The following is a 24,477-nucleotide window of genomic DNA, read 5'->3' as shown; positions in this document are numbered from 1 at the left end:
AAAAAGCAGTTTGGACGCTGAAGTCGAACGGCCCGATCAGGGCGAGTACGGGCCGAAACGGCCCCAGGCGATCACCACGGCGACGGCGAACAGCACCGCGGTGAACGCGATCGCGCCGGGCTCGCGGCGGCGACGGTGGGTGTTCATCGCCAGCACCATCAGGACCGCCAGACCGGTCGCGGCCAGCGGCGTCAGCACCGGCAGGATGGCGGTGGCTGCCGGCACCACCAAGCCGATCGCGCCGAGCAGCTCGACGATGCCGATGAACCGCACGGTGCCGGCAGAGAAGTCCTCGACCCACGGCAGCCGGCCGAGCAGTTTGTCCTTCGGCTGGGTGGACTTCATGACGCCGGCCATCGCGAACATGCCCGCCAGGACGATCTGGAGGATCCACAAGAACACGTTCATCGGTTGCTGCTCACTCTCACTCATGAGTGGAACGGGTATTCCGTTTGTCGGTGAAGACGATAACACCGGATGTGGAGTGGGTATTCCACATGGGTAGGATGGGGGCATGACGAGGGACGCGGAGGCGCGAACACCTGGCTCGGACGGCCCGGGTCTGCGCTCCGACGCGCAGCGCAACCGCGAGCGGGTCGTCGAGGCCGCCCGTGACGTGTTCGCCGAGCAGGGGCTCGACGCCTCGACGAACGAGATCGCCCGCCGGGCCGGCGTTGGCGTCGCCACGCTGTTTCGCCGCTTCCCGACCCGCGACGATCTGATCGCCGCGGCCTTCGCCGACAAGATGCACGCCTACTCCGACGCCATCGACGAGGCCCTCGCCGACCCTGACCCATGGAACGGCTTCTGCGGCTACATCGAGCGCGTCTGTCAGATGCAGGCCGACGACCGCGGGTTCGCCGACGTCCTCACCATGACCTTTCCCACCGCCAAAGCCTTCGAAGAAGAACGCAACCAGTCCGCCGAGAAGCTGACCGACCTACTCGAGCGCGCCAAAGCCGTTGGCCGGTTGCGCGAGGACTTCGCCCACCAGGACGTGCCCCTGATCCTCATGGCCAACGCCGGCGTGGTGACCGCGACCCGCGATGCCGCCCCGGACGCCTGGCGACGCTTGGTCGGTTACCTGATCCAGTCGTTCGCCGCCGCAAGGGCCGAGCCGCTGCCGGACCCACCGACTCCTCGGCAGATGTATCGAGCCCTCATGCGCTTGTCACACAAGACGTCGTGACAGTCGGTGCCGCTGAAGAGTGGATGGGTTCTGCTGCGAGCGACGATCGGGCTGGTCGGTAGACGTGGATGTCAGCGCTGGAGCGTTCGTGATCTGCTGCGGGCGGCGATGAGGAGGCCCAGCATGGAGGTCGCGGCTCCGGCGGTCACCAGGACTGCCATGGGGACGGCTGTGGCTGCACCGCCGAGGCCGGCGATGGGGGCGATGGTTCCGGCGGCCACCCATTGCACGAAGCCTTGCACGGCTGATCCGGTGCCCGGGTGATCGGGGACGGCAGCGGATGCGAGAGCGCCGCCGTTGGGGATCATCAGGCCTTGGGCGGTCATCAAGACGAAGAAACTGACGATCGTCAAGGTCAGCGGTGTCCCCAGCCATAGCGCGCCGCCCAGCAGGGTGATGCCTGCGAGCAGTGCGGCGATCTGCCCGGTCACGATGACCTTGCGGGTGTCGACCCGGCCGGCCAAGCGGGCTGCGACGAGGGCAGCGACGGTCATTCCGGCGGCGTTGGCGGCGAAGTCCAGCGAATATGCGATCGGGGAGAGGCCGTTCATGGCCTGCAGGACGAACGCCGAGGTGGCGACGTAGGCGAACAGCGCGCCCATCGCTGCGCCGGCGACGACCAGGTAGCCGACGTACTCGCGGTTGCCCAGGACGGTCCGCCCAGCGGCAAGGAAGCTGCGCAGACCACCGGCGTGGCGGCGTTCGCGCGGGAGCGATTCGGGCACGGCGATCAGGGCCGCAACGGTCATCGCAACGCCGAGGGCCGCGACGAGCCAGAACGAGACCCGCCAGTGCGACAGTTGCAGGATCAGCCCGCCCAGGAGCGGGCCGACGATCGGGGCGAGTCCACCGACCGCGGCGATGACGTTCAGGACCCGGACCAGCCGTGCACCGGTGGCCAGGTCGACGATGATCGCCCTGCCGATCACCATCGCCCACCCACCGGCGAAGCCCTGAACGAGCCTGGCCACCGTCATCACCGCGATGGTCGGCGCGAGCGCGCACACGATCGAGGCCACGGTCATGGCCAGCAGTGCCGCGAGCAGCGGGGTCCGCCGGCCGCGTTGATCCGAGACCGGCCCGCCGATCAGCTGACCGAGCGCCATGCCGAGGAAGAAGGTGGTCAGCGTCAGCTGGACCTGCGTCGCGGTCGTCGACAACTCCCCGGCGACCTGGGGGAACGCCGGGACGTACATGTCGGTGGCCAGCGGCGCGATCGCGGTCAGGAACACCACGGTCGCGATCAGCCCGGCGCTCAGCTGGGCCCGGCGACGCGGCTTCGGCACGGGTGGTGTCGACGAAGCAACGTCGGGAGGTAGCGGAGCTTGTTGCATCGATCCTCTTCGGTGTGCGAGTGATGTCAGGCCTGGAGTTGGACCGTGACGGAGCCGTCCATGGCCGCGATCCGCTCGGCGGCGTCGTCATGTAGCCGGCCCAGAACGACGATGCCTTCGTAGTAGGACTGGTCGCCGTAGTAGAGGACGAGGTCGTTGCCGGGGGCGTAGTACCCGACGTCGGGATCCGCGCCTGCCGGCTGGCCGACCAGGGACAATGGGGCGGGCAGCGGCCCTGTCTTCTCCACACCACCGTGATCGCGCATCTCAACGGTGAGCGGAAGCTGCGCGACCAGATCGCGGGCGGCTGCACTCTCGTCGAGAGTGGCTTGGAAGTACCGGCCACCGATCGTGATCTGAATTCTCATGTCTGCCTCTTCGGTGCTGGTCGATCCTTGATAGCTGGGCTGGCTGGATCGCTGAGCGTCGCCCGGCGATCCGGTCGACGGGGCGACGGACGAGTTGACCGCTGTGGTGGGGTGTCCGGTGCTTTCAGTGGTCGCGCTGGTTCCGCAGGCGGCCGATACCAGCACGACACCCGATACCAGGACGGCAGTGGCGATACCGCGGACAGTCTTCATTGGTTCTCTCCGGAAGTGGGCTGCGGTCAGACGGTGAGCAGGACCTTGACGGCGGTCCGCCGGTCCATCGCCTGGTAGCCGTCGGCGGCTCGGTCCAGCGGTAGCGTCAGGTCGAAGACCTTGCCCGGGTCGATCCTGCGGTCCCAGATCAGCCGCACTAGCTCGGGCAGGTACCGCCGCACCGGCGCCGGTCCGCCGTGCAGGTGAACACCGGCCATGAACAGTTCATCACCGGGAATCGCGACGTCGTGGGAGACACCGACGAACCCGACGTGCCCGCCCGCCCGGGTGGCCCGGATCGCCTGCATCATCGCTTCCTGCGTGCCGACGGCCTCGATCACCGAGTGCGCGCCGAGCCCACCGGTGAGGTCCTTGACACGGGCAACACCCTCGTCCCCGCGTTCCTCGACGATGTCCGAGGCGCCGAACTCCTTGGCCAGCGCCTGCCGGTCGGCGTGCCGGCTGAAGGCGATGATCCGCTCGGCGCCGAGCTCCCGAGCGGCCAGGACCCCGAGCAGCCCGACAGCGCCGTCGCCGACCACCGCGACCGTCTTGCCCGGACCGGCCTGAGCGGCGACGGCCGCGAACCAACCGGTGCCCAGTACGTCGGATGCCGCGAGCAGCGACGGGATCAGGTCCGGCTTGGGCATCCCCGGCGTTGCGACGAGGGTGCCGTCGGCCAGCGGGATCCGCGCCAGCTCGGCCTGCGTCCCGATCGTGCCCATCAGGACCCGGTGCACGCAGTACGCCTGGTAGCCGGCCCGGCAGATCTTGCAGGTGTTGTCCGACGCCCAGAACGAGCCGACGACGAAGTCACCGACCTTGACGGTGCGGACGGCCGGGCCGACCTCCTCGACCACCCCGACGTACTCGTGGCCCATCACCTGGTGGTCCACTGGCTCGACGCCCCGGTACGGCCACAGGTCGCTGCCGCAGATGCAGGTCGCCGCCAGCCGGACGATCGCGTCCGTGGGCTCGAGGATCCTCGGGTCCTCGCGGTCCTCGACCCGGACGTCGCCGGGTCCGTGCATGACAACTCCACGCATGAAAAGGTCTCCTAGAAATAGATCAGAGTCGGGTATGGAATCGGGCAGGTCAGCGCCGAGTCCTGGCGGCCCAGTCGATGACGGTTGTGACCTTGCGGCTGGTGTCAGCGATCGTGGCCGGGTCGGCGCCCAGCTCTCCGAGGCGGATCAGGCCCGGCGGCGGGACCGTCTGGCCCAGGTCGTCGTAGTAGACGGCCGACGTCGCCGTGTCCGGCCAGTAGTAGATGCCACTCGGCGTGGGCTTCATCGTCCGGGATGCCTCGCTCACGGTGAGCGGGCGCGGCAACCGTCCGGTCTTGGCCTGACCCCAGGCGTCGCTGAGCTCGATGGTCAGCGGCAGCATCGACGCGAGTTCCCGCGCAGCCGGCGTGTCGGCGAATGTCGCCTCGACGGCCTGGTCGCCTAACAGGAACACGACCCGAAGCCCGGGATTGATGCTGGTGGCGACCGGCGTCGTCGCGGTCGAGGCGGCGACCGAGGCCATGGCGGTGGCCGCGGTGTCCGTTTTCGTCGGCCGCCAAGTCAGCGTGGCCGCGAGCAGAGCGACTCCCGCAGTTACGCCGGCTGCCGCTCGGCTCCACCCGGTGAACATCATGGCTCAAGCAGAACCGCGCGGCCGTGGCGTGAGGAAGTCACTGACGATGGGTGTACTGCCAGTACATCCCGCCTGCGCGCTGTGCGTCGTACTGTCGATCGTGTGGACAATCGAGTCGAAGTGCGCGAGTTCCTCACCACCCGGCGCGCCAGGATCAGCCCCGAGCAGGCCGGTCTACCCGCCGGCGGGAAGCGGCGTGTCCCCGGATTGAGGCGCAGCGAGGTCGCCGCGCTGGCCGGCATGAGCGTTGAGTACTACGCCAAGCTCGAACGTGGCACTCTGGCCGGAGCCTCCTCCGGCGTCCTCGACGCCCTGGCCCGGGCACTGCAGCTCGACGACGCCGAACGCGCCCACCTCCTCAGCCTCGCGCACGAAGCCGACGGCAGCAGCGCCGTCCTGCGCCGCCCACGACGCCCGAAACCTGCATCGTCGCGCGCCAGCCTGCAGTGGACGCTCGACGCCATCACCACATCGCCCGCAATCATCGGCAACCACCGCCTCGACCTGCTGGCCGCCAACCAACTGGGACGCGCCATGTACTGCGACGTCTACACCGACCCGGCCAGTCCACCGAACTTTGCCCGGTTCACGTTCCTGGACAGCGCAGCGCGACGGTTCTACCCCGACTGGGACCTGGCTGCCGACATGACCGTGGCCAACCTGCGCACCGCCGCCGGCAAGGACCCCCACGACAAAGGCCTCCACGACCTCGTCGGGGAACTGTCGACCCGCAGCGACGACTTCCGGCGCCGCTGGGGTGCCCACAACGTCCGCACCCACGGCACCGGCGTCAAACACTTCCATCACCACATCGTCGGCGATCTCGCCCTGGCCTACGAAAGCATGGACCTACGCGCCGACCCCGACCTCACCATGACCATCTACGCCGCAGAACCAGGCTCAGCCACCGAAGACGCCCTCAAACTGCTCGCCAGCTGGGCCGCCACGACACAACAACTAGCCCCATCCGTCCAGCAGACCTCGTAACTGCGCCGACGAAGTTCTCCGCGCGGAGCCTGACATCTGCCGGGCACGATCGAAACGCTGGCAGCTCTGCGTTTCATCAGACAGAGCCAGAGCTACCAGTCACGCCCGACCGGTGGCCGGGCCACGACGAACGGGACTCCTCGCTGCGAGCAACGGCTCCTGGAGTTGCTTTTGCGGCCTCGACGTGACGCTGCCGTAGGTGCTTGAGCGAGTCTTCCAGCGCAGCTACTTCGCCGAGCCAGGCCCGGACTTTGGCTTCTGCGAGCCGCTCCGTGGCGTTGGCGGTCATCTCCTCGATGCGCGGCACCTGAGCGGGATCAACACGCAGAAACCTGCACTTCACGCAGGCGTGCTCGTGAACACAGGGCGTGCCGTAGGGGCGGTGGCACTCGCCGAGAGCGACCTTCCGCAGCAAGAAGTGCTCGTCGAACTCCGCCCACTCCTCCCCGGTCGCCGGTCGAAGCTCGCCGCCCGGACGGGTCGCACGTCGGCGTTCGATGAAGTGCTGGTGCGCCGCGACGACCTCCTCGGGGAAGACGGCCGTGTAGCCGCGGGTGGTGTCGAGGCTAAGGTGGCCGAGCAGGGTAGCCGCGATGTGCAGCGGGAGGCCGCTGGAGACCATCTCGGTGGTGAACAGCTGCCGGAAGTCGTGCGGCGTGAAGTAGATCGGCTCGCCGACGTCCTGCAGGCCGGCCGAGGCTGCGGCGTCGATGATGAGCCGCCGTGCCACCGACGGTGACAGCACTTCGCTGCGAGCCCCGATCCGGCGAACAAACAGGTGCGGGAACGGCTCACCGTGCACCTTCTCGTGCGGGTCGTAGCGCACCGACAAAGGGATCCGGTCGCCACTGCCCTTCGCGCGGCGCTGGACCGTGACGAGCACCGTCACCAGCTCCGGCGTCATCGGTATCAACCGCTCGACGTCGTTCTTGCTCGGCACGAGGTGCAACAGCGGCACCAGCGTCCCGGCGAGACGGCGGTGTAGTGGCGTAACGACAACTGCGTGAGCTCGAGCAGCTCCTCGACCCGGATCCCGGTCAGGCGCAGCGTCTCGATGACAGCCCACGCCCAGAACCCGTCGGACTCGGCCGCAGTGATGTCGACCAGGCCGTGTCGATTGGCGCAGTACGCGGTGGCGGCTGGTACAACTCGAACTCCGAACCGTCCACCACAAACCGCTTCCCGTGACTGGCCCGCTGAGCCGCGGTGAACAGCCGGGCCGACCAGTCCCGGCGGCGCACCGCCTCGGCGACCAGCGCAGGCAGCAGCGGCGTCAATGCCCTGGTGCGGTTCTGCATCCGCGACAGCTGACGACGGCTTCGCCTTCGAGGCGCTCTTCGATTCGTGCCGTGACACCGGCGACGGCGCTACCCACGGTCCCCACCGGGCCGGCTCGTCGTGCGACCACTCCGCCAGGTCGCGATACATCCCGCGAACCGCGAACAAAGTGGAGTGAATCTCGCGGCGCGGCTGCCCGTCGATGGTCACCGAGAGCCGTTCGCGCCACCCAGTCGCAACCTGCGGTGTCAGGTGCAGATCCGTCTGGCCGGGGTCGATCTGCAGCACGTCCCACCAAAACAGCCGCGCCAGACGGTTGGCCCTCCCCTCCAACGTGCCGTAGTCCATCGACGGCTTGAGCTCGCTCAGATAGTCGACCAGCAGGTCACGCACCCCGCTGGGCGGGATGCCGTAGCGATCAACCAAAGTGTGCACGGAGTGCTGCCGCGTGTTGCCTTTGGCCGACCACGCAGCGCGCAGGGTGAGCGGTTCACCCGCGAACGGGTCGAGCGCGACCAGCAGCTCCCAGGCCAGGTGCTCGCGCCGGGTCCGCCCCGAGGTGCGCACGACGTCGGCGTAGAACAACAGGTCCTCGCCCTGGAGCTGATCGAGTTGCTTGCCGGTCCGGATCAGCACCCGCGACAAGCATGCTCCGCGTCGTACTGATGGCGCATCAGCGCCGACCGGTAGGCCGGCAACGCCCGTAACCGTTGCAGCTGCTCCGGATCGTTAACGCCGAGCATTCGCTGCGGCAGGTAGGCGCCGGCCCCGGTGACCAGCTGCCGGCCATAGGACGGGCGCAGCGCCCGCGCCACCATCAAGGCGTTCACTCCCTGAGCCACCGAGGCCTTCGGCGTTCGAGGTATCACAGCCGAACGCCAGGCCCTCGGGGCGAGGTCGGCGCCGCTGGCGAGCCACCGCTGCTCCCAGGTCTCACCGTCGAACTGGTCCAGCCAGCCCAGGATCCGCCGAACACCGGTCGAGGTCGGTTTGCGGCTCGGGAACACGCCGACCGGCCGGTCCGGGGTGACTTCGATCGCCTCATCCAGGCCGAGATCTTGAATCTCCGCACCAGCCCCGCCAGCCGGCAGTGCTGGCGGCTCGAGTCCGAGGTCGTAGGCGCGTGGCGGCAGCACCCGGCCGCTCAACCCAAACAGCAGGGTCCGGCGCAACCACGCCAGGCGGGGACAGCGGCCTGGAAGTCGGGCCCGATGCTGCCCGGGTGTGAGCCGCCTGGATCCGTGCCGGCGCGCGAGGATCGGTCACCAGACCGGAACCGCCAGCAGGTGGTCTGGTGATGTGCGCAGCCCGAGGAGCTCCCGCACCGCAGCCTCGTCGTAGACGGGTTCGATCACCGGACCTGCAGGCCGCGGCCGGGCATGATGCTCCAGGACCTTCGCGACCAGATCCTCCAGCCGCGGCTGGGTGTAGATCTGAGTGGTCGCAACGCTGGCATGGCGAAGGATCGTCTGCACATCGAACAGAGTGAACGCCGGATCGGCCAGCAGCCGTGCTGCCGCCGTGTGCCGCAGATCGTGCAGTGTCCAATTCGATCCCAACGCGGAGTTCGCGCGCTGCAGCACCGCTCTGGCCGCTTGGTAGGAAAGTGGTCGCGGCGCACCCTGCCGGGTCCACCACACCGGTCCGCCGGGCTCGATGGGCGGCCGTTCCTGCTGCAGATACAGGGCCAGCCACACGAACGAGTCCACGCTCGCCGGGATCGTCTCCCGCACGCGGCTTCCCTTGCTGACCACCGTGATCGTGTTCGCACCGGCATCCAGGTCGGTGCCGTGACACAACCCGAGCAGCTCGGAGCCGCGCGCACCGCTCGACAGCCAGAACGACACCAACGCCCGGTCACGGTGGCTGCGCAGGGCGCCGAACAGCGCATCGGCGGCATCGTCAGGGATCGCCCGCCACGCCGGCCGCGGCGTCTTCTGCCGGTACGTCGCCCGCTGACGGATGACGAAGTTCTCCATTGGATTTTGGTGGACGTTCAAGCGCCCGCCCGTCGCCCGGCTCCGCTGAGCCCGAACAGGGTTCGCCGGCGGGCCGAGCCCGCCGCGCACGCCCACTCGTAGCACCCGAACAGCACGCTCAGCTGATGGTTGATCGTCCGGGCGGCGTACGTCGAGCCGAGCGTCGCCTTGCCCGTGACCGGATTCACCGACCCCGGAGGCGCCGCACCGAAACGGCATTTTAGCCGTTGCGGGACCGGTGCCTCACGCAACAACTCCACGAACTCACGCACACATCGGAACGTTCAGCGCCCTCCCAGGCTGTCCAGCGGTCGTGCAGGAACCGGAACCACCGAAGCAGGTCGAAGGCGTAGCTGCGCAAGGTGGCCGGTGAACAGTCCGACGCGGCCAGCTCACGGAGAAACCCCGAAGCCCCAGCGTGTTCGATGTCTGGGACACCACCCGCCACAGCAGCCCCTGCTCGAACTCCACCACTCGGCCCAGAACGACATCCGCCACCGGCACACCCTCTCCAGTCCGGCACCGATCGCGCCAATCGGGCACCCGAAGAGTTCAGTCACCTAACCCCGGAGTGGTCTGCCGCGGCGGCGGGCTCCGATTGTGGTCGCGCAACAGCACGGACTTCACCGCGAAGTCCCCGATGTCCAGGCCGCCCTCGCCGCCCAGATCGCCACCGACTGCGTCCTCGACGGCGAACTGGTCGTGTGGACCGGAGCCCGGCTCGACTTCGACGCGCTGCAGCAGCGCACGGTCAACACCGCAGCCACCGTCCGGCGCCGAGTCGCACTCACACGGCCGGCGTCGCTCGTGGTGTTCGATGTCCTTGCAGTCGGCAGCGTCGACGTACTGCCGATGCGCTGGACCGCGCGCTGTCAGCGCCTCGAATCACTCGCTAGGACCCGGGCGCCGTCGCTGCAACTGTTACCGGTGACCAGCGATGTTGACGACGCGAAGGAGTGGCTGGAGGCGTTCAAGCCCTCCGGCGTCGAAGGACTGGTCGTGAAAGGCGCGTCGACCAGATGCCAGCCCGGCCGTCGCGACTGGGTAGAGGTGAATTCTCTAGGGGTGGGTAGTGCACGGCCACGTCGCCGGAGGTGCCTTGTGCTGCTCGAACCCGGTCGCGTTCGCGGCCCGCAGTTCGTACAGCACGTCGTGCTTGGCGCGGTCGTCGGGGTGCGCGATCCACCGCTGAACATCGGCCATCGTGTCGCCGCCGAGCGCTGCGGCGTGCAGCAGCGCCGTCAGCGCCTGCCGGACCAGGTTCAGCCAGCGCTCCGCGTCGTCACTCTTGGCGCCGACCCCGTCGAGCAGGTCCGACTCCCGGTCCATCACCACACCCGGGTCGGTGCACCCGGTCAGCGGGACGAACGTGATCGTGGACCCCTCGGCGGTGAGGCCGTCGGGCCTGTGGCGTCCGGCCGGGTGGCCGGCCGCGGCCGGCTAGGTGGCACGGTCGGATATGCGCCCGCGAATTTGCCCAAGGGAGCCGGGCGACCTTTGCCCTGCTCGCTAGGCAGTGGCTGGGCGCGACCGTCCTACATCGGGCAGAAGCGCGTCGGCGATGACGGACACAGGGTGCCCCAACGCGTCGCTATGGCCGCCTCAGCTTCGCCGGGACCGGCCTGCGAGACGTCGGTGTCGGCAAGGAAGGCAGCAGCGCGGGTGGCGTGGATCGTGTCCCTGTCCGCTCGCCGCTGCGGATCCTGGCGGCGTTGATCAGGGCCCGTGCGGTCACCGCCTGGTTACGGTTCAGGCAGCCGTGGGTGAGTTCGGCGCCCGTCGACTTGCCGGTGGCGCCGGAGGTGTAGAGGATCACCGCGATGTCGTCGTCGGACCGGCTGACCGGGTCGGTCGCCGGCGGCGTCGCCGCCAGCGCGGCTTGGAAGTCCCAGTCCCCGGGCGCGACCGCCAGGCAGTCGGGGCCTGCGGCCTTTGCACCTGCCTCCGGCTCGGCGGCACAGTCATGCCAGGCAAGTAGCAGTTTGGCGCCGGAGTCGCGCAGGTAGTACTCCACCTCGCGCGCCTTGAGCAGCGGGTTCATCGGCACGACGACCCCGCCGGCGCGGAGGATGCCGTGGTAGGAGATCGCGAACTGCACGTTCGGAAGCATCAGCCCGACACGGTCGCCGGGCTGCAGGCCGCTGCCGCGCAGGAGCGTGACCATCCGGGACGCGGCGTCGTCCAGGGCCGCGTACGTCAGCACGTGGTCATCCATCCGGACGGCCGGGCGGTCCGGGTACATCGAGGCGGACTCGGTGAGTTTCTGGCTGAGGTTGGTCATGGCGGCCTCTTCGTCAGATCTTGCCGAAGGCGAGCCACAGATAGGCCACGAGCAGCACGATGACGACGAGCGCTGGTGTCATCTCGGCTATGCCGTCGTGCTGGCGCAGGTGCGCGCCGAGGGCTCCAACCATGAGAAGCAGTAAACCCGCCGCGGCGAGCACGCCGAGCGAGGGTATCGCGAGGCCGAGCAGGACTCCTGCGGCACCCGCGACCTCCAGCACCCCGATGCGCTGGTAGGCACCGACACTGAAGCCGACGTGCGCGGCCCGGGCCTGCATCGCCGGAACGGCTCGGATCTTGCTTGCGCCCAGCACCCCAAAGGCGACAGCGATGAGTGCGGCCAAGGAAACAAGGAGTGGGGTAGTCATGGCTGGATCTCCGGCTTCAAGGGAATGGTGAATGCGTCGACAACAGCCTTGTCTGCTGCTTGGTCGACCTCGTCCCGGTCCAGGGCTGGCTTCTCGAACTCCGGCCAGGCGAGGTCGTGGACCTTGACCGCCGCCGCGTCCTGGGCGCCGGCCCGCATCGTGTCGGGCACCGGGGCGTGGGTCTTCAGGTCATTACTCATTGCAAACTTCCTTTGGTTGGTGCCGCCCGGGCAGGTCGTCAAGCATTCCTGCCCGGCGGCGCGAGTGCTGTAAGGAGGACTGGGGCTTGCCGACCCCGGTCCGACTGGGACTACGAGTTGTCTGCGGCCTTGGCGAGCTTGTCGGCGTAGGCGCGGGCGTGGATGGAATCGAGGATGACCAGCTGCGCGTTCTCGACCGCCCAGTCGGCGAAGTCGAGGGCTTCGGCCGCGTCAGCTTCTGCCCAGTCGGCGTCGTTCGCGGCGACCTTGGCATCCATGTGGCGGTTCCGCTTGTCCATGTTTGCCTTGACATCGCTCATCTTGGCCGCGGCGTCAGCCTTTACCTGCGCCCACTTCGCCCGAGCGCCATCGGCGGCCTGCGAGACCTCCTGCCGTGCGTTCTGGGCTGACTGATCCAAGTTGGACTGGGCCTGGTCGATCCGCTCCTTGAGTTGTGCTTCGGACTCGGTCGCGGCCGTCTGCACCGCCGACTTGGCCGTCGCAACCCGCTTCTGCAGATCGTCCAGCCGCGTGGAGAAGTCTGTGTGCTGCGTCATGAGCTACCACCTTCGTTAGATTCGGGCCCGATGGGCCGCTTGTAAGGTTCCTGCAGTACTGACGATATCGTCAGTACTGCAGGCGGTCAAGCTGTCCTGGTGATGACATGACGAAATCCTCAGCTAGCTGGCCGTCCGCTATCGGCACTCTGGTCGAGCGAGCCATCCGTTCAACCTGCTGCACCTGCCCGCATCGACGGCCACGACCACCACCCGGCAGACCGAACCGTCGCCCGCGTTATCGGTCCCAGCGCCATGGACCGCCGGTGAACTGGTCGTCGCCTCACTCGGGGAGATCGTGCATGCCCGCTCCGGCGACAAGGGCGGCGACGCGAATCTCGGCTTGTGGGTCTGCGACTATGAGGCCTGGGTATGGCTCATGTCGACCCTCACTATCTACGAGCTCCACCCGGCTCCTTCCGGAAACGCGTGAGTTGGCAATCTCGCGCTACGAACTGCCTAACCTGGGCGCGGTGAACGTCGTCATCCGGGGTCTCCTCAGGAGGCCGGCACCATCTCGGCTCTGCGGATGGACGCGCAGGCAAGGCGCTCGGTGAATGACTGCGCTCACGCAGCACCGAGGTGTCGCGTCCGTTGGTGAAGACGTAGCTCGATGCGCCTACGTCGGCGGCCAGGAGGTGTTGCGATCCTGTGTTCGCCGAGCGAACGGATCTCGGGAGAGCGGGCAGCGAGCCTCAGCGGCTCGATGAGACGCCATCGGCTCTGTGGGAGGTAAGGAACTGCGAGACGAGCGGGCCGAGCTCGTCGGCGGCGGTGAGCAGCCCGAGGTGGCCGTCGTCGAAGACGTGGAGCGTGGCGTGGGGTAGCAACGTCCGCATGATCCGCGCGTTCACCAGCGGGATCAACGGGTCGTCGTTCCCGGCGAGGACGAGGGTGGGCTGCCGGATGAGCGGCAGCGCGGGGAGGCTCGACCAGCCGACCCCGGCGAGGAGCTGGAGGTAGTACCCGGTCCTGGACCCGAGGCGCTCCTGCTGATACACCACGTGCCTGACCTCGTCGGGTCGGTGGCGCATCCGGCCGCCGTACAGCACCGGCGCGATGGCCTTGGCGTATGCCGGGTCGCGGTAGCGCCTCGGGGTGAGCATCTTGCTGAGCACGCTGGGGCGGGCCGGGACCATCAGCATGCCTGTCGCGGTGCTGACCAGCACCAGTCGTCGGCAGCGACGCGGGTACTGGAACGCCAGCTGTTGGGCCAGGCCGCCGCCCCAGGAGATGCCGAGGACGTCGAACCGGTCGTAGCCGAGCCGGTCGACCAGCGTCGCGACGAGCCATGCCAGCATCGCGAAGTTGTACGGCGCCTTCGGCATCGGCGAACCACCCACGCCCGGTACGTCGAACCGGACCACCTCGATCCGCGGGTCGACCTCGTCGACGAACGGCTGGAGCAGGTCGAGGCTGGCCCCGATGCCGTTGCAGAGCACCAGCGGCGGCCCGGGCGCCGTGCCCGGACGGACCGTAACCCGGACGTCGTGGCCGAGGACACGGACCCGGAGGAACCTGGTCACTTGTCGAAGACGTAGGTGCCGGGCGCCTCCGCGAGCACGCCCAGGCGGTGCGAGCCGAGCGCTTTGAGCGCCGGACGCTGCGCGCCGCAGCGTTCGTCGAGCCACCGACCGAGGTCGGTCCACCAGGTGTCGTGGTGGACGTCGGAGCCCTCGAGCCAGACCTTGGCGTCGGACGTCAGGTCGTCGTTGGTGTGGAAGGACGCCTTGGGGTTGCCCGGCGGGTTGACCAGGGCAGCGATGTGACCACTGGTGGACAGCACGAATCGGGTATTGCCGCCGAAGAGTTGGGCGCTGCGGTAGCAGTTCTCCCAGGGGGTGATGTGGTCGGCGATGCCGGCCACCACGTAGGTGTCAACCGTGATCGCGCCGAGGTCGATCGGCACGCCGAGGACTGTGAGGGCCCCGGGCCGGGTCAGCGAGTTCTCCATCGCCAGGTCGATGAAGTCGGCGTGTAGTGCGGCGGTCATCCGGGTGGTGTCGGAGTTCCAGAACAGGATGTCGAACGCCGGCGGTCGCTTGCCGAGCAGGTAGTTGTTGACCCAGTAGTTCCACACCAGGTCGCCGGGCCGGAGCCACGCGAACACCTCGGCCAGCGCCCGGCCGTCGAGGTATCCCTTGCGCGCCGACTTCGCCTTTGCCAGACCCCCCAGCCCCTCGTCGACGAGGGCCGACACCGTCCCGGCATCGTGGTTGTCGATGACCGTCACCGCCAGGCAGAGCCCGGCCAGCCGGTCCTGCCGGCCGATACCGGCGAGGTAGGCCGCTGCCATGCTCGCGAGGATGCCGCCGGAGCACACTCCACCGAGCACCGTCTGCGCGCTGCCCGTCAACTCCTCAACGGCGTCGAGGGCGTCCAGGACGGCACGAACATAGGTGTCGAAGTTCCAGGAGGCGTGCCGCGAGTCCGGGTTACGCCAGGAGACGACAAACATCTGCCTGCCCTGCCGGACGCCGAACTCCACGAGGCTGCGCTCCGGGGCGAGGTCGAGCGCGTAGAACTTGTTGATCGTGGGCGGGATCACCAGCGCCGGCACCTCGGAGACCTCGTCGGTCTGCGGCGCGTACTGGATCAGCTCCAGCACCTCGTTGCGAAAGACGACCCCGCCTGGCGTCGCGGCGATGTTGTCGCCCAGGACGAAGCCGCTGCCGTCGACCATCTCCGGCACACGAGGTGACGAGGCCAGGTCCGTCACCAGCTGCTTGCCCCCGCGGACCAGGCTCAGCCCGGCCGTATCTATGACTGCCTTGGCCGAGGCCGGGTTGACCAGTGGGACGTTGCTGGGAGCGGTCGCCTGGATAACGTTCTCGAGGAAGAACCGCACGCGCTTGCGGTCGCGTGGGTCGAGGTCGGCGTCGATCACCAGCTGCTCGACGGTCTGTCCGCCGGCCAGGTAGAGCTGGACCAGCCGCTTCAGCAACGGGTTCTCGGTCCAGGCGACATCGGTGAACCGGCGGTCCCCGCGGTGCGGCGCCAGCGTCGAGGTGCCGGTGAGGATCCGCCCGGCCTCGGCACCCAGCCCGCCCAGCCGCCGCGCGGTGATGGCCGGCTTGCGCGCGAGAGAGACCGCCCACTTGGCCGTCGACATGTCGGGGACGAAGCGGCGTACCGGGCCGAGGGCGGCGTCGACCAGAAGGACGTCGAGGGGAGCAGCACTCTCGGCGAGCCTGGAGGTGGTGGCGGTGTTCATCGAAGGATCTCCTCGTGGTCACAGGTGGCGACGTGTGCAGGTCGTGGTGCCCGGTTAGGCACCAATTGACTGAAGGATACCTCGATAGTGATGATTTCGTCAGTTTGGTGAGTTCGGCGTAGCGGGAGAAGTGATGGCGACGTCGTGGGAGACAGGCAGGCAAGCGGCCACGCCGAGGAGGCGCGGAGCAGCCAGGCGCCGCCCGAGCCACGCCACCACGGAAGGCTTGGCGCACCGAGGGTCCGGAGCGGACCGGGCGCGCCGCGGTGGCGGCCGCCCGGCGTGCGCTGGTAGCTGGGCGGCCTCGGGCCCGCTCCGCGGGGCAAAGCGAAGCGTCAGGCCGCCGAGCCGTCGCCTCGAACGGCGCCGATCTCCGGCAGCGGCAGCGAGCAGATCCGCTGCGCCTGCCGCCGCGTCAAGCCGAACATGCGCAGCAGATCCGCGGTCAACCGGTCGGTGGTCTCCTCGACATCGCGCTCCGGCTGGTCGTGCAGCAGCTGGCCGAGGGCGATCAGGGCGCCGGCAGCCATCGTGACCGCGACGTCAAGATCTTCGACGTCGAAGCGGCCGGCATCCACGGCGGCCGCGATATCACGCCGAGCGCGCGGTGCTAGGCCGTTGTCGGCGCTGAGCAGCCGGAGCACGTTGTTGAGGAGGACCCGGCTGAGCTCCGGCTCCCGGCGTTGGAGCCGCCCGGTGAGCCGGAAACTGCAGGCGAACACCTCGGCGGGGTCCTCGATGTCGGCCGTCAGGTCGTCGAGCAGCTGGCCGTAGCCGTCCATCACTGCCTCGACAGCAGCTTCGAACAGCTGCTCCTTGGTCTCGAAGTGGTTGTAGAAGGAGCCCATCCCGACGTCGGCTGCCTGGGTGATCTCCAGGATCGGCACGTTCGTCCTGCCTTCGGCGATGAGCGTCTGCGCAGCCCGGATGAGAGCCGCTCGGGTCCGGGCCTTGCGACGGTCCAGTCGATTGGCCTGCTGCGTGGGTGCGTTGCTCACGACCACTCCTCTGCGTCCTCGTCTCGAATTGTGTACACCCATCCTAGCGTGTCCCAGTCAGAAATGACGATTGCCTCAGAACCTCTTGACTGAGCATATGATCGTGAATGACGATATCGTCAGTAACTGACTTAGGAGCAACAGATGACCAGTCACCACCGGACTCACAACGACCTGCACAGCGAGCAGGGTGCGCTGCCCGCCGAGCATCCGGGGCGGGCGAAGAACCCCGTCACCAAGGTGGTCGATCTGGCCTGGCTCGAGTTCGTCAAGCCCGACCTGGTCGCCTCGGAGCGCTTCGCGCACGCGTTCGGCTTTACCACCGTGAGCCGGACGGCGGACGAGCTGCAGTTGCGCGGGACCGACTCCGGCGCGCCTTGTGTGATCGTCCGACGCGGCACACGCTCGAGGTACCTCGGTGCGGCCTTCCGAGCGGCGGAACCCACCGACCTGACCCGGCTCGCCGACGCCACCGGGACGAAGGTCGAACAGCTGCCGGAGCACCTGGGTGGGCTCACCGTGGACCTGACCGACCCGAGCGGCGTCATGGTCCGCGTTGTCGCCGACACCCACGAGCTCGCAACCCTGCCGCCTCAGTCGACGCAGGTGTTCAACTTCGGGCACGACGTGCGGCGCGCCAACACCACGCAACGCCCGCCGCGTGCCCCCGCGAAGATCCAGCGGTTGGGCCACGTCGTGCTCCAGACAACGAGGTACATCGAGTCCCTGAACTGGTACCTGGAGAACCTCGGTCTCATCGTCAGCGACTTCAAGTACTACGAGGGGCAACGCGAGCGCGGCCCCACGATGAGCTTCATCCGCTGCGACCGAGGCATGACTCCCACCGACCACCACACGCTGGCGATGATGCTCGGCCCCAGTAACCGGTACGTGCATTCTGCGTACCAGGTCGGGGACCTCGACGCGCTGGCCGCGGGCGGGGAGTACCTCCGCGAGCGGGGCTTCCACCGCTCCTGGGGGATCGGTCGTCACATCGAGGGCAGCCAGATCTTCGACTACTGGCGCGATCCGGACGGGCTCCTGGTCGAGCACTTCGCCGACGGTGACCTGTTCGACTCCAGCCTCGAGCCCGGTTGGTCACCGATGACGGTGTCCGGGCTGGCCCAGTGGGGACCGCCGGCCACCAAGGACTTCCTGGGCCTCGCACCAGGACGAGAGGCGTTGCACGAGCTGCTGTCGATGGCTCGTTCGCTGCGTGACGACAACGAGTTCGACCTGACCCGCCTTCGCGGCCTCCTGAAAGTGACGAGTTCATGAGCATCTCGATCCTACGCACGCCCGACGCCTGGTGGGTCCGCACGCCTCGCGGCGCCGCACGCATCGCCACCGACGCCACGACCACCGGCGGACTGCTCGCCGAGCACGAGCAGATCGAGACCGCCCGGGGGAGCAGGGCAACCGTCGACCCGGCCACCCTCGAGCTGGTGTCCCCGGTGACAGCGCCCTGCCGGGTGGTGGCACAGATGACGAACTTCGCCAGCCACGTCAAAGACTCGGGGCTCGACCCGGTCACCATCCCGCTGACGTTCTTCCGCAAGGCGTCAGGTTCTCTCAGCGGCCCGTTCGACGACATCGTCCGCCCAGATCACGTGCGCTTCCTGGACTACGAGGTCGAGATCGGCCTGGTGATCGGCCGGGAGCTGCCGGTGGGCACGCAGGTCACCGCAGACAATTGGACCTCGTTCGTGGCGGGCCTGGTGGTGACCAACGACGTCTCGGCGCGGGACGTGCAGCTGCCGAAGACGCAGTTCTTCGAGTCCAAGTCGTACCCGACCTTCACGCCGGTCGGGCCGTCGCTGGTCCTGCTCGACGACGACGAGCTCAAGCGGTTCGGCGACCTGCGCCTGCGCCTCTGGGTCAACGGCGAGCTGCGCCAGGACTCGGTCGTCGACGACGACATGGTCTACCCACCGCTCGAGGCGCTGCAGGCTTTGAGCCGGTTCCAGCGGCTGGACGTCGGTGATCTGCTGCTCACCGGGACTCCGAAGGGCACTGCTCTCAGTGCGCCGCCGAAGCCGGTCGAGATCATCGCCGCGTTCCTGCCCCCGGCGCTGAAGTGGAGGATCTTCTTCGAGCGGCAGGCCCAGAACCCCAAGTACCTCAAGCATGGCGATGTCGTCGAGGTCGCCATCGGTACCGACGACGGTGCGATCGACCTCGGTCGGCAGCGCACGGTTGTGAGGGCGGCCTGATGGGCGAGCTGCTCTGGCCGACGTACGACGGGCCCGGCGACGTCGCTGCGATCGAGGCTGTGCCGCTTGCCGACCGCGGGCTTCCGGGCACGACGTACGAGCTGCTCGTGCGGGCCGCCCGGTTGTGGCCGGATCGCGTCGCCCTGTCCGTGCTCCCGGACGGCGAACGGTGGGACCAGCCGGCGGAGCGAACCTACGCCGAGCTGCTGATAGACGTACATCGCTACGCCAACGTGTTCCACACGCTCGGGGTACGTCGAACCGACGGCGTCGCCCTCTTCGCCCCGAACTGCGATGAGCTCGTCACCGCAACCCTGGCTGCCGAGCTCGCCGGGATCGCGGCGCCTCTCAACATCGGGCTCTCCCGGGAGCACACCGCCGAGCTGCTGCGCACGTCGGGCGCCCGGGTCCTCGTGGCCGCCGGCCCCGAGCTCGCGCCCGCGGCGTGGGAGAGCGCCCGGGAGCTCGCCGTCCAGGCCGGGATGGAAGCCCTCCTCGCCCTCGGCCCGACGGGGGTGAGCCCAGCAGGGGTGGAGCTGCTCCCGATCGCCGGCGTCCGCGTCGCCCACGTCTCCGCTCTGGCGGCGGAGCAGCCACCCGACGCCTTCGTGGGTGAGACGCCCTCGGCCACCGACCTGGCCGCTGTCTTCCACACGGGCGGCACGACGGGCACGCCGAAGCTCGCCGCCCACACCCACGCCAACGAGGTCAGCGACGCCTGGATGATCGCTGCCAACGGCCTGCTGAGCGACGCGGTGATGTTCGCGGCGCTGCCGCTCTTCCACGTCAACGCACTCCTGGTCACCGTTCTGGCCCCTCTGTTCAGGGGCCTCCGGGTCATCTGGGCGGGGCCTCTGGGCTACCGCGACCAGGCGCTGTTTTCGCACTTCTGGAAGCTCGTCGAGCGCTATGGGGTCACGACGATGAGTGCCGTGCCCACCGTGTACTCCGTGCTCGCCGGCCGCCCGGTCGACGCCGACATCAGCAGCCTCCGCTTCGCCGTCGTCGGCGCTTCACCCTTGCCGCAGGCAGTGCGGGACGGCTTTGAGTCCGCCACCGGCATCCGACTGGTCGAGGGCTACGGCCTCACTGAGGCCACCTGCGTTAGTGCACTGAGCTTTCCCCACCATCCGCGTCCCGGGTCCGTCGGCCAGCGCCTGCCGTACCAGCAGGTTCGGGCCGTCCAGGTCACCGCCGACGGTGAGTGGGTAGACCTGCCGGCCGGTCAGGTCGGGGTGCTCGCCATCACCGGGCCGACCGTGTTCCCCGGCTATGTCACCGGCCGGACTTCCGACGGGCCAGTGCTGGACGGCATGGGCAAGCTGCGCGACGGCTGGCTGGACACCGGAGACCTGGCCAGCGTCGACCCGGACGGCTTCATCCACCTCACCGGCCGAGCCAAGGATCTGATCATCCGCGGCGGTCACAACATCGACCCGTCGGTCATCGAGAACGCGATGCTGGCACATCCGGCGGTCACGGCCGCGCAGGCGGTGGGTCGTCCGGACGTGCACGCCGGCGAGGTGCCGGTCGCGTTCGTCACGCTCGCCCCAGGCGCCGGCGCGACTCCGGAGGAGCTGCGTGCCTGGGCGTCCGACCACGTGCCCGAGCAGGCGGCGGCGCCCAAGGCCGTCACCGTGCTGGACGCACTCCCCGTCACCCTCGTCGGCAAACCGTTCAAACCCGCCCTGCGCGCCGAGGCCACCCGAGCGGCCGTCGCCGACGCGCTCCGCGACATGCCCTCGGTCACCGGAGTCCGAGGAGCGGTCGAGGACGGTGCGGTCGTCGCCATCGTCGACCTGGCCTCTGGTGCCGACGAGTCCTCGGTCAAGGACGCACTCGGCCGCTTCGCGATCACCTGGAGATTGGAACTGTCATGAACCCAGCATCGATTCTTGCGTGCCTCCTCATCGTGGCCCTCGCGGCCCTCGGGTCGGCCAAGCTCGCCGCCGTACCCGCCATGCGCGCAAAGGCCGAGCACGTGGGATTCAGTGTCTCGGCGTACCGCCGGATCGGCCTTCTCGAGGTCCTCGCCGTCGTCGGCCTGCTCGTCGGCGCGTTCGTGCCGGTGATCGGTGCCCTGGCCGCCGCGGGACTCCTCTTACTCCTCGGCGGGGCGATCGTCGCTCATCTCCGCAACGGGGACGGCCCGCGCGAGATAGTGCCGGCCGTCGTGCTCGGCCTGGTGACCTTGAGCTTCCTGCTTCTCGTGGTCGGAGACTTGCGATGAACCGTTCTCAGCAGACCCGGGCCGACCCGGTTCCCGTCGTCATCGTCGGGGCCGGCCCCGTCGGCGTCACCGCCGCCACCCTTCTCGGGCAGTACGGCGTCGACTGCCTCGTCCTGGACCGTTGGGACGGCGTCTACCCGCAGCCGCGGGCTGTGCACCTCGACGACGAGATCTACCGGGTCCTCGTGCGGGTCGGCATCGCCGAGCAGTTCGCGGCCGTATCCCGGCCCACTCGCGGGCTGCAGCTGATCGATCGGAACCACCGGGTGTTCGCGGTGTTCGACCGGGCCGGCGACCACGGCCGGCACGGGCACCCGAGGGCCAACATGTTCGACCAGCCCGAGCTCGAGCACCTGCTGCGCACCAACCTCAAGGACCAGACCACGGTCAGCCTGCGCGGGAACGTCGAGGTCACCGACGTCACCCAGGACGGCCGGGGCCGGGTCCGGGTGGACTTTACCGACGGGCTCACCGGCGAGCAGGAGTCCGTGCTGGCCACCTATGTGCTGGGTTGCGACGGCGCCAGCAGCGTGGTGCGCACGGCGATCGGCTCGACGATGGAGGACCTCAAGTTCGAGCAGCGCTGGCTCGTGATCGACGTGGCCAGCACGGTCCAGCTCGACCAATGGGAAGGCGTGCACCAGGTCTGCGACCCCGACCGCGCGGCGACATACATGCGCATCGGCGACACCCGCTACCGCTGGGAGTTCCGGCTGCAAGCGGGCGAGACCGCCGCTGACTTCGCATCCATCGAAGCCCTCCAGCCCCTCATCGGACCATGGGTGAAGCGCGTCCCCAGCGACCAGCTCGAGCTGGTGCGCGTCGCCGAGTACACCTTCCGGGCCCAGCTGGCCGATCGCTGGCGAGACGGCAACGTATTCCTCCTCGGCGACGCCGCCCACCTGACGCCCCCCTTCATCGGCCAGGGGTTGTGCGCCGGACTGCGTGACGCGATGAACCTCAGCTGGAAGATCGCCGGCGTCCTCTCCCGAGACCTGCCCGAGTCGATGCTCGACACCTACGAGGCGGAGCGCAAACCACACGCCCGGGCTCTCATCGAGCTCGCCAGGCTCGTCGGCGTCGCCATGACGCAGGGCGGCAGGGTGGGTGAGCTGATCCGTAGAGCTGTCGCTCCGCGGCTTCACCGGGTCCCCGGTCTGCGGGATCGTCTCTTAGACAGCCAGACGCCGCCGCTGTCCCGGTCCAACCTGGTGGATCGACGCAGATTCCGCAAGTGCCTCAACGGGCGGCTGTGTCCGAATGCGCCGCTGACGAATGACATCCGGTACGACGACGTCACCGGTCGCGGGTTCGTGTTCGTGACCGGCGTACCACTCTCCACCGAGCAACGCGACCTGCTGGCGGGCCGCGGGACCGAGGTGCTCGAGGTGGCACCCGGCTCACCCCTGTATAAGTGGCTCGCAGACGGCAAAGCTGCAGCTGCACTGGTACGACCAGACTTCACGGTGCTGCGAGCCGGCCGCGACATCGCAGCACTGTGCGAAGCAGCACCGAGATTCCTGGTTGCTTGAGCACGCGCCAGCCCTTTGCGGTCTATAACCGTTGCTCCGGGCAACTGCTGCGGGGTCGTGGGCGGTCCGTGCGTTCGGCGGCCGCGGGCCGGTGTGGTGCCGAACCCGATCACCGGCCGCCGAACGCTCCGGTCAGGGTTGGCTACATGCCGGAGCGGTAGGTGTCGTCGTAGTAGCCGCCGAGTCGGGTCCGGTAGTCGTCGTTGACCCCGGCGTCGGGGTCATACTCGGGGGCGTCCTTGATCTGATCCTTCGTCCGGTCGACGTAGACCTTCTCGTCGTCGTGGTCGACCCTCTCGACCACACCGACAGGCAGCAGCACCTTGCGCCCGAAGATCCACGGTCCGGTGTCGACCACCAGGCCGGAGGTGCCGGTCTGGTCAGTGGCCTTGTCGACCTTGCCGATATCGCCGTCAACGGCGGCGATCTTGTACCCGGTCAGGTCGGTGCCCTCGGTGTAGCCGGCTGTCTTTCGGTAGTTCCAGGGGTCGAATGCATCCATCGACATCGCGGTTCACCTTTCGTACAGGTGGGCAGTTCGCCCAGCAAGGAACCCGTGACACGCGCGCGCCGGCTCGAGACCGGCACCCGGTGTCTCGAGCATGGTGCGCGGCCGGTACCCACCACCCGCGCGGATCAAGCAGGACGCCGTGTTTCGAATCCAGGTCCGCGTGCCAAGCCGCTGTCGTCCGCGTCGGGCGCGGGAGACACGCATCGAGGTGGGGTCGGCGACGTGCGCCGGGACGAGCTACCGCTGTCGAGGCGAGTGACCTGGCGATCCGACACGGACATACGCATGTAGTCCACCGCGGCGCCGACATCAGCGGGCCGCAGGTATCGGATCTTGCACACGGCAACAGGGCTCCGCCAGGCCGGCTCGGGCCTGACGTTCGGTTTAGGAAACCGACGCACCCCACCGACATACGCCTCTGCAGGCGTAACCAGCTATCACCAGTTGGGTCCGTTTCGACTCCAGATGACGTGAATCGACGTCTCTTGGTCTCTTGGTGCCCAGGCCTTCCCATGCTGAACTGGTGAGCGTTGGCCCAGCTTGCGCAGCTGGAGCCTTGGAGGTCTGGCGGCAGCCTGCAGGGATCAGCCCGGTCCAACCACATTGGATCTTCGACAGATCAGGCAGGGACGCCTTGTTCAGAAGGCCGCCGGACCGCTTCGCCAGCGGGTTGTCTTGATCCTCAGAGGCCGACGTGAGTTCGAATCTCATTGACTCCAGCAGCGCTGTTATTCGCCGGTTCGTTCCACAAACCGTTCCACAGAGCCGCTGCGGGTCACGCTGAGCCAAGCTGCGCAAACGTGCCCACATCGGCCTCAGTCCCCTGAACGGCCACCTGGTACGACGCCCCGGCGCTCATGTGGGTTCATCATCTCCCTGTCCGGATCGATGTCGATCCGCTCCGACGATGACCCGGGTTTCAGGATCCGGCGGACCTCGACGACCTCGATGCCCAGGGCCCGCAGTCTGGAGAGCAGACCGTACAGCGCCGATTGATCAGCGATGCTGTAGACAACGGTGTTCACCTGATCGACAGCTAGTGTCACCCCGCCCATGTCTCGAAGGTGCTCGGGTACGGCGTCGGCCACGTGGATCTTGTACGTCGCGTCGGCCATCGACCCACTCCGCTCCACAGTGCGCGTTCGACGCTTGCAAAGGGTCGGGGTTCGCGGCATGACCCCTGCGCGGTGAGCTGCCCGCGCTAGGCGTTGTGCGTGTTTCTCGAGTTCTCAAATTAAGACGACCTCGTCTCGAAATGTCCGACAATCGGACGGGTGATGCTGGTTTTACCGGCGTTTCCGTGATTTCGTCGAGGAGTGCGGCTCGCCGCGCACCGCCTCCCCAGCGATCAGTGATCCTGCACGTCGCTAGGAGGGGCAATG

Annotated in this window: 28 protein-coding genes and 1 pseudogene; 8 read left to right on the top strand and 21 right to left on the bottom strand. The window is 68.3% G+C overall.

Going from position 1 to position 24,477, the window contains the following annotated elements; all coding sequences use genetic code 11:
* Nucleotides 1–36 precede the first annotated feature (36 nt).
* On the bottom strand, nt 37–432 hold the full coding sequence (locus ACZ6O0_RS38915; RefSeq protein WP_465770084.1) for a DoxX family protein: 396 nt from the start codon (nt 430–432) through the stop codon (nt 37–39).
* Between the two features lie 82 nt (nt 433–514).
* On the opposite strand from ACZ6O0_RS38915, the gene ACZ6O0_RS38910 reads away from it, so the two are divergent.
* The gene (locus ACZ6O0_RS38910) at nt 515–1,189 is read left to right on the top strand and encodes a TetR/AcrR family transcriptional regulator (protein WP_465770083.1); all 675 of its coding nucleotides are present in this window, start codon (nt 515–517) and stop codon (nt 1,187–1,189) included.
* Nucleotides 1,190–1,260: 71 nt separating this feature from the next.
* Here ACZ6O0_RS38910 and ACZ6O0_RS38905 read toward each other — a convergent pair whose 3' ends face one another.
* The 4 genes from ACZ6O0_RS38905 to ACZ6O0_RS38890 all read right to left on the bottom strand — a co-directional run bounded on the left by ACZ6O0_RS38905 (nt 1,261) and on the right by ACZ6O0_RS38890 (nt 4,745).
* Nucleotides 1,261–2,475, bottom strand: coding sequence for a multidrug effflux MFS transporter (locus ACZ6O0_RS38905; protein WP_465770082.1), 1,215 nt, complete (start codon nt 2,473–2,475; stop codon nt 1,261–1,263).
* A 74-nt stretch (nt 2,476–2,549) separates the two neighbouring features.
* A complete protein-coding gene (locus tag ACZ6O0_RS38900; protein WP_465770081.1) occupies nt 2,550–2,891 on the bottom strand; it encodes a cyclophilin-like fold protein in 342 nt (113 codons plus the stop codon).
* A gap of 239 nt (nt 2,892–3,130) precedes the next feature.
* Nucleotides 3,131–4,150, bottom strand: a complete 1,020-nt coding sequence (locus tag ACZ6O0_RS38895) for a zinc-dependent alcohol dehydrogenase family protein (RefSeq protein WP_465770080.1) — start codon at nt 4,148–4,150, stop codon at nt 3,131–3,133.
* A 49-nt stretch (nt 4,151–4,199) separates the two neighbouring features.
* Nucleotides 4,200–4,745 (bottom strand): cyclophilin-like fold protein, encoded by a 546-nt coding sequence (locus tag ACZ6O0_RS38890; protein ID WP_465770079.1) that lies wholly within the window; start codon nt 4,743–4,745, stop codon nt 4,200–4,202.
* Between the two features lie 102 nt (nt 4,746–4,847).
* On the opposite strand from ACZ6O0_RS38890, the gene ACZ6O0_RS38885 reads away from it, so the two are divergent.
* Nucleotides 4,848–5,732: a helix-turn-helix transcriptional regulator gene (locus ACZ6O0_RS38885; protein WP_465770078.1), complete on the top strand. Its 885-nt coding sequence runs from the start codon at nt 4,848–4,850 to the stop codon at nt 5,730–5,732.
* 76 nt (nt 5,733–5,808) lie between these two features.
* On the opposite strand, the gene ACZ6O0_RS38880 is transcribed toward ACZ6O0_RS38885, so the two are convergent.
* The 6 genes from ACZ6O0_RS38880 to ACZ6O0_RS38855 all read right to left on the bottom strand — a co-directional run bounded on the left by ACZ6O0_RS38880 (nt 5,809) and on the right by ACZ6O0_RS38855 (nt 9,437).
* Complete coding sequence (locus tag ACZ6O0_RS38880) at nt 5,809–6,690, bottom strand: tyrosine-type recombinase/integrase (protein ID WP_465770077.1); 882 nt, start codon at nt 6,688–6,690, stop codon at nt 5,809–5,811.
* Nucleotides 6,642–7,646, bottom strand: coding sequence for a hypothetical protein (locus ACZ6O0_RS38875; RefSeq protein ID WP_465770076.1), 1,005 nt, complete (start codon nt 7,644–7,646; stop codon nt 6,642–6,644). The genes ACZ6O0_RS38880 and ACZ6O0_RS38875 overlap by 49 nt, the downstream gene beginning before the upstream one ends.
* Nucleotides 7,640–8,182, bottom strand: a complete 543-nt coding sequence (locus ACZ6O0_RS38870; protein WP_465770075.1) for a hypothetical protein — start codon at nt 8,180–8,182, stop codon at nt 7,640–7,642. The genes ACZ6O0_RS38875 and ACZ6O0_RS38870 overlap by 7 nt, the downstream gene beginning before the upstream one ends.
* Nucleotides 8,183–8,272: 90 nt before the next feature.
* A complete protein-coding gene (locus tag ACZ6O0_RS38865; RefSeq protein ID WP_465770074.1) occupies nt 8,273–8,989 on the bottom strand; it encodes a tyrosine-type recombinase/integrase in 717 nt (238 codons plus the stop codon).
* A 17-nt stretch (nt 8,990–9,006) separates the two neighbouring features.
* A complete protein-coding gene (locus ACZ6O0_RS38860; protein ID WP_465770073.1) occupies nt 9,007–9,177 on the bottom strand; it encodes a hypothetical protein in 171 nt (56 codons plus the stop codon).
* Between the two features lie 32 nt (nt 9,178–9,209).
* Entirely contained in the window at nt 9,210–9,437 is a 228-nt protein-coding gene (locus tag ACZ6O0_RS38855; protein WP_465770072.1) for a site-specific integrase, read from the bottom strand.
* A gap of 152 nt (nt 9,438–9,589) precedes the next feature.
* Between ACZ6O0_RS38855 and ACZ6O0_RS38850 the strand changes: the two are divergent.
* Nucleotides 9,590–9,976: pseudogene (locus ACZ6O0_RS38850) on the top strand (ATP-dependent DNA ligase); the annotation flags it as partial.
* A gap of 72 nt (nt 9,977–10,048) precedes the next feature.
* On the opposite strand, the gene ACZ6O0_RS38845 reads toward ACZ6O0_RS38850, so the two are convergent.
* The 8 genes from ACZ6O0_RS38845 to ACZ6O0_RS38810 form a co-directional block, all read right to left on the bottom strand.
* Nucleotides 10,049–10,318, bottom strand: a complete 270-nt coding sequence (locus tag ACZ6O0_RS38845; protein ID WP_465770102.1) for a hypothetical protein — start codon at nt 10,316–10,318, stop codon at nt 10,049–10,051.
* Nucleotides 10,319–10,580: 262 nt separating this feature from the next.
* Nucleotides 10,581–11,270, bottom strand: a complete 690-nt coding sequence (locus ACZ6O0_RS38840) for an AMP-binding protein (protein WP_465770071.1) — start codon at nt 11,268–11,270, stop codon at nt 10,581–10,583.
* 13 nt (nt 11,271–11,283) lie between these two features.
* Nucleotides 11,284–11,616, bottom strand: coding sequence for a DoxX family protein (locus ACZ6O0_RS38835; protein ID WP_465770070.1), 333 nt, complete (start codon nt 11,614–11,616; stop codon nt 11,284–11,286).
* A 20-nt stretch (nt 11,617–11,636) separates the two neighbouring features.
* On the bottom strand, nt 11,637–11,840 hold the full coding sequence (locus ACZ6O0_RS38830; RefSeq protein ID WP_465770069.1) for a hypothetical protein: 204 nt from the start codon (nt 11,838–11,840) through the stop codon (nt 11,637–11,639).
* Nucleotides 11,841–11,950: 110 nt separating this feature from the next.
* The gene (locus ACZ6O0_RS38825; RefSeq protein WP_465770068.1) at nt 11,951–12,397 is read right to left on the bottom strand and encodes a hypothetical protein; all 447 of its coding nucleotides are present in this window, start codon (nt 12,395–12,397) and stop codon (nt 11,951–11,953) included.
* A gap of 695 nt (nt 12,398–13,092) precedes the next feature.
* Nucleotides 13,093–13,923: a poly(3-hydroxyalkanoate) depolymerase gene (gene phaZ / locus ACZ6O0_RS38820; RefSeq protein WP_465770067.1), complete on the bottom strand. Its 831-nt coding sequence runs from the start codon at nt 13,921–13,923 to the stop codon at nt 13,093–13,095.
* Nucleotides 13,920–15,611 (bottom strand): PHA/PHB synthase family protein, encoded by a 1,692-nt coding sequence (locus ACZ6O0_RS38815; RefSeq protein ID WP_465770066.1) that lies wholly within the window; start codon nt 15,609–15,611, stop codon nt 13,920–13,922. The genes phaZ and ACZ6O0_RS38815 overlap by 4 nt, the downstream gene beginning before the upstream one ends.
* Before the next feature lie 335 nt (nt 15,612–15,946).
* Nucleotides 15,947–16,609 (bottom strand): TetR/AcrR family transcriptional regulator, encoded by a 663-nt coding sequence (locus ACZ6O0_RS38810; protein ID WP_465770065.1) that lies wholly within the window; start codon nt 16,607–16,609, stop codon nt 15,947–15,949.
* Nucleotides 16,610–16,753: 144 nt separating this feature from the next.
* On the opposite strand from ACZ6O0_RS38810, the gene ACZ6O0_RS38805 reads away from it, so the two are divergent.
* The 5 genes from ACZ6O0_RS38805 to mhpA are packed head-to-tail and all read left to right on the top strand — an operon-like array spanning nt 16,754 to nt 22,584.
* Complete coding sequence (locus ACZ6O0_RS38805) at nt 16,754–17,887, top strand: VOC family protein (RefSeq protein WP_465770064.1); 1,134 nt, start codon at nt 16,754–16,756, stop codon at nt 17,885–17,887.
* Nucleotides 17,884–18,822: a fumarylacetoacetate hydrolase family protein gene (locus ACZ6O0_RS38800; protein WP_465770063.1), complete on the top strand. Its 939-nt coding sequence runs from the start codon at nt 17,884–17,886 to the stop codon at nt 18,820–18,822. The genes ACZ6O0_RS38805 and ACZ6O0_RS38800 overlap by 4 nt, the downstream gene beginning before the upstream one ends.
* Nucleotides 18,822–20,702: an acyl-CoA synthetase gene (locus ACZ6O0_RS38795; protein WP_465770062.1), complete on the top strand. Its 1,881-nt coding sequence runs from the start codon at nt 18,822–18,824 to the stop codon at nt 20,700–20,702. The genes ACZ6O0_RS38800 and ACZ6O0_RS38795 overlap by 1 nt, the downstream gene beginning before the upstream one ends.
* Nucleotides 20,699–21,052 carry a DoxX family protein gene (locus ACZ6O0_RS38790; RefSeq protein WP_465770061.1) on the top strand — a complete coding sequence of 118 codons (354 nt, stop codon included), beginning with the start codon at nt 20,699–20,701 and terminating at the stop codon, nt 21,050–21,052. The genes ACZ6O0_RS38795 and ACZ6O0_RS38790 overlap by 4 nt, the downstream gene beginning before the upstream one ends.
* Nucleotides 21,049–22,584 carry a bifunctional 3-(3-hydroxy-phenyl)propionate/3-hydroxycinnamic acid hydroxylase MhpA gene (mhpA, locus tag ACZ6O0_RS38785; protein WP_465770060.1) on the top strand — a complete coding sequence of 512 codons (1,536 nt, stop codon included), beginning with the start codon at nt 21,049–21,051 and terminating at the stop codon, nt 22,582–22,584. The genes ACZ6O0_RS38790 and mhpA overlap by 4 nt, the downstream gene beginning before the upstream one ends.
* A 142-nt stretch (nt 22,585–22,726) precedes the next feature.
* Here the strand turns inward: mhpA and ACZ6O0_RS38780 are convergent, their stop codons facing one another.
* Complete coding sequence (locus tag ACZ6O0_RS38780) at nt 22,727–23,092, bottom strand: PRC-barrel domain containing protein (RefSeq protein ID WP_465770059.1); 366 nt, start codon at nt 23,090–23,092, stop codon at nt 22,727–22,729.
* A gap of 818 nt (nt 23,093–23,910) precedes the next feature.
* Complete coding sequence (locus ACZ6O0_RS38775) at nt 23,911–24,210, bottom strand: hypothetical protein (RefSeq protein WP_465770058.1); 300 nt, start codon at nt 24,208–24,210, stop codon at nt 23,911–23,913.
* Between the last annotated feature and the right edge of the window lie 267 nt (nt 24,211–24,477).

This window comes from Kribbella sp. NPDC048837, from assembly GCF_055586945.1.
The sequence above is the reverse complement of the archived record's forward strand: the minus strand, read 5'-3'. Positions and strand labels throughout refer to the sequence as shown.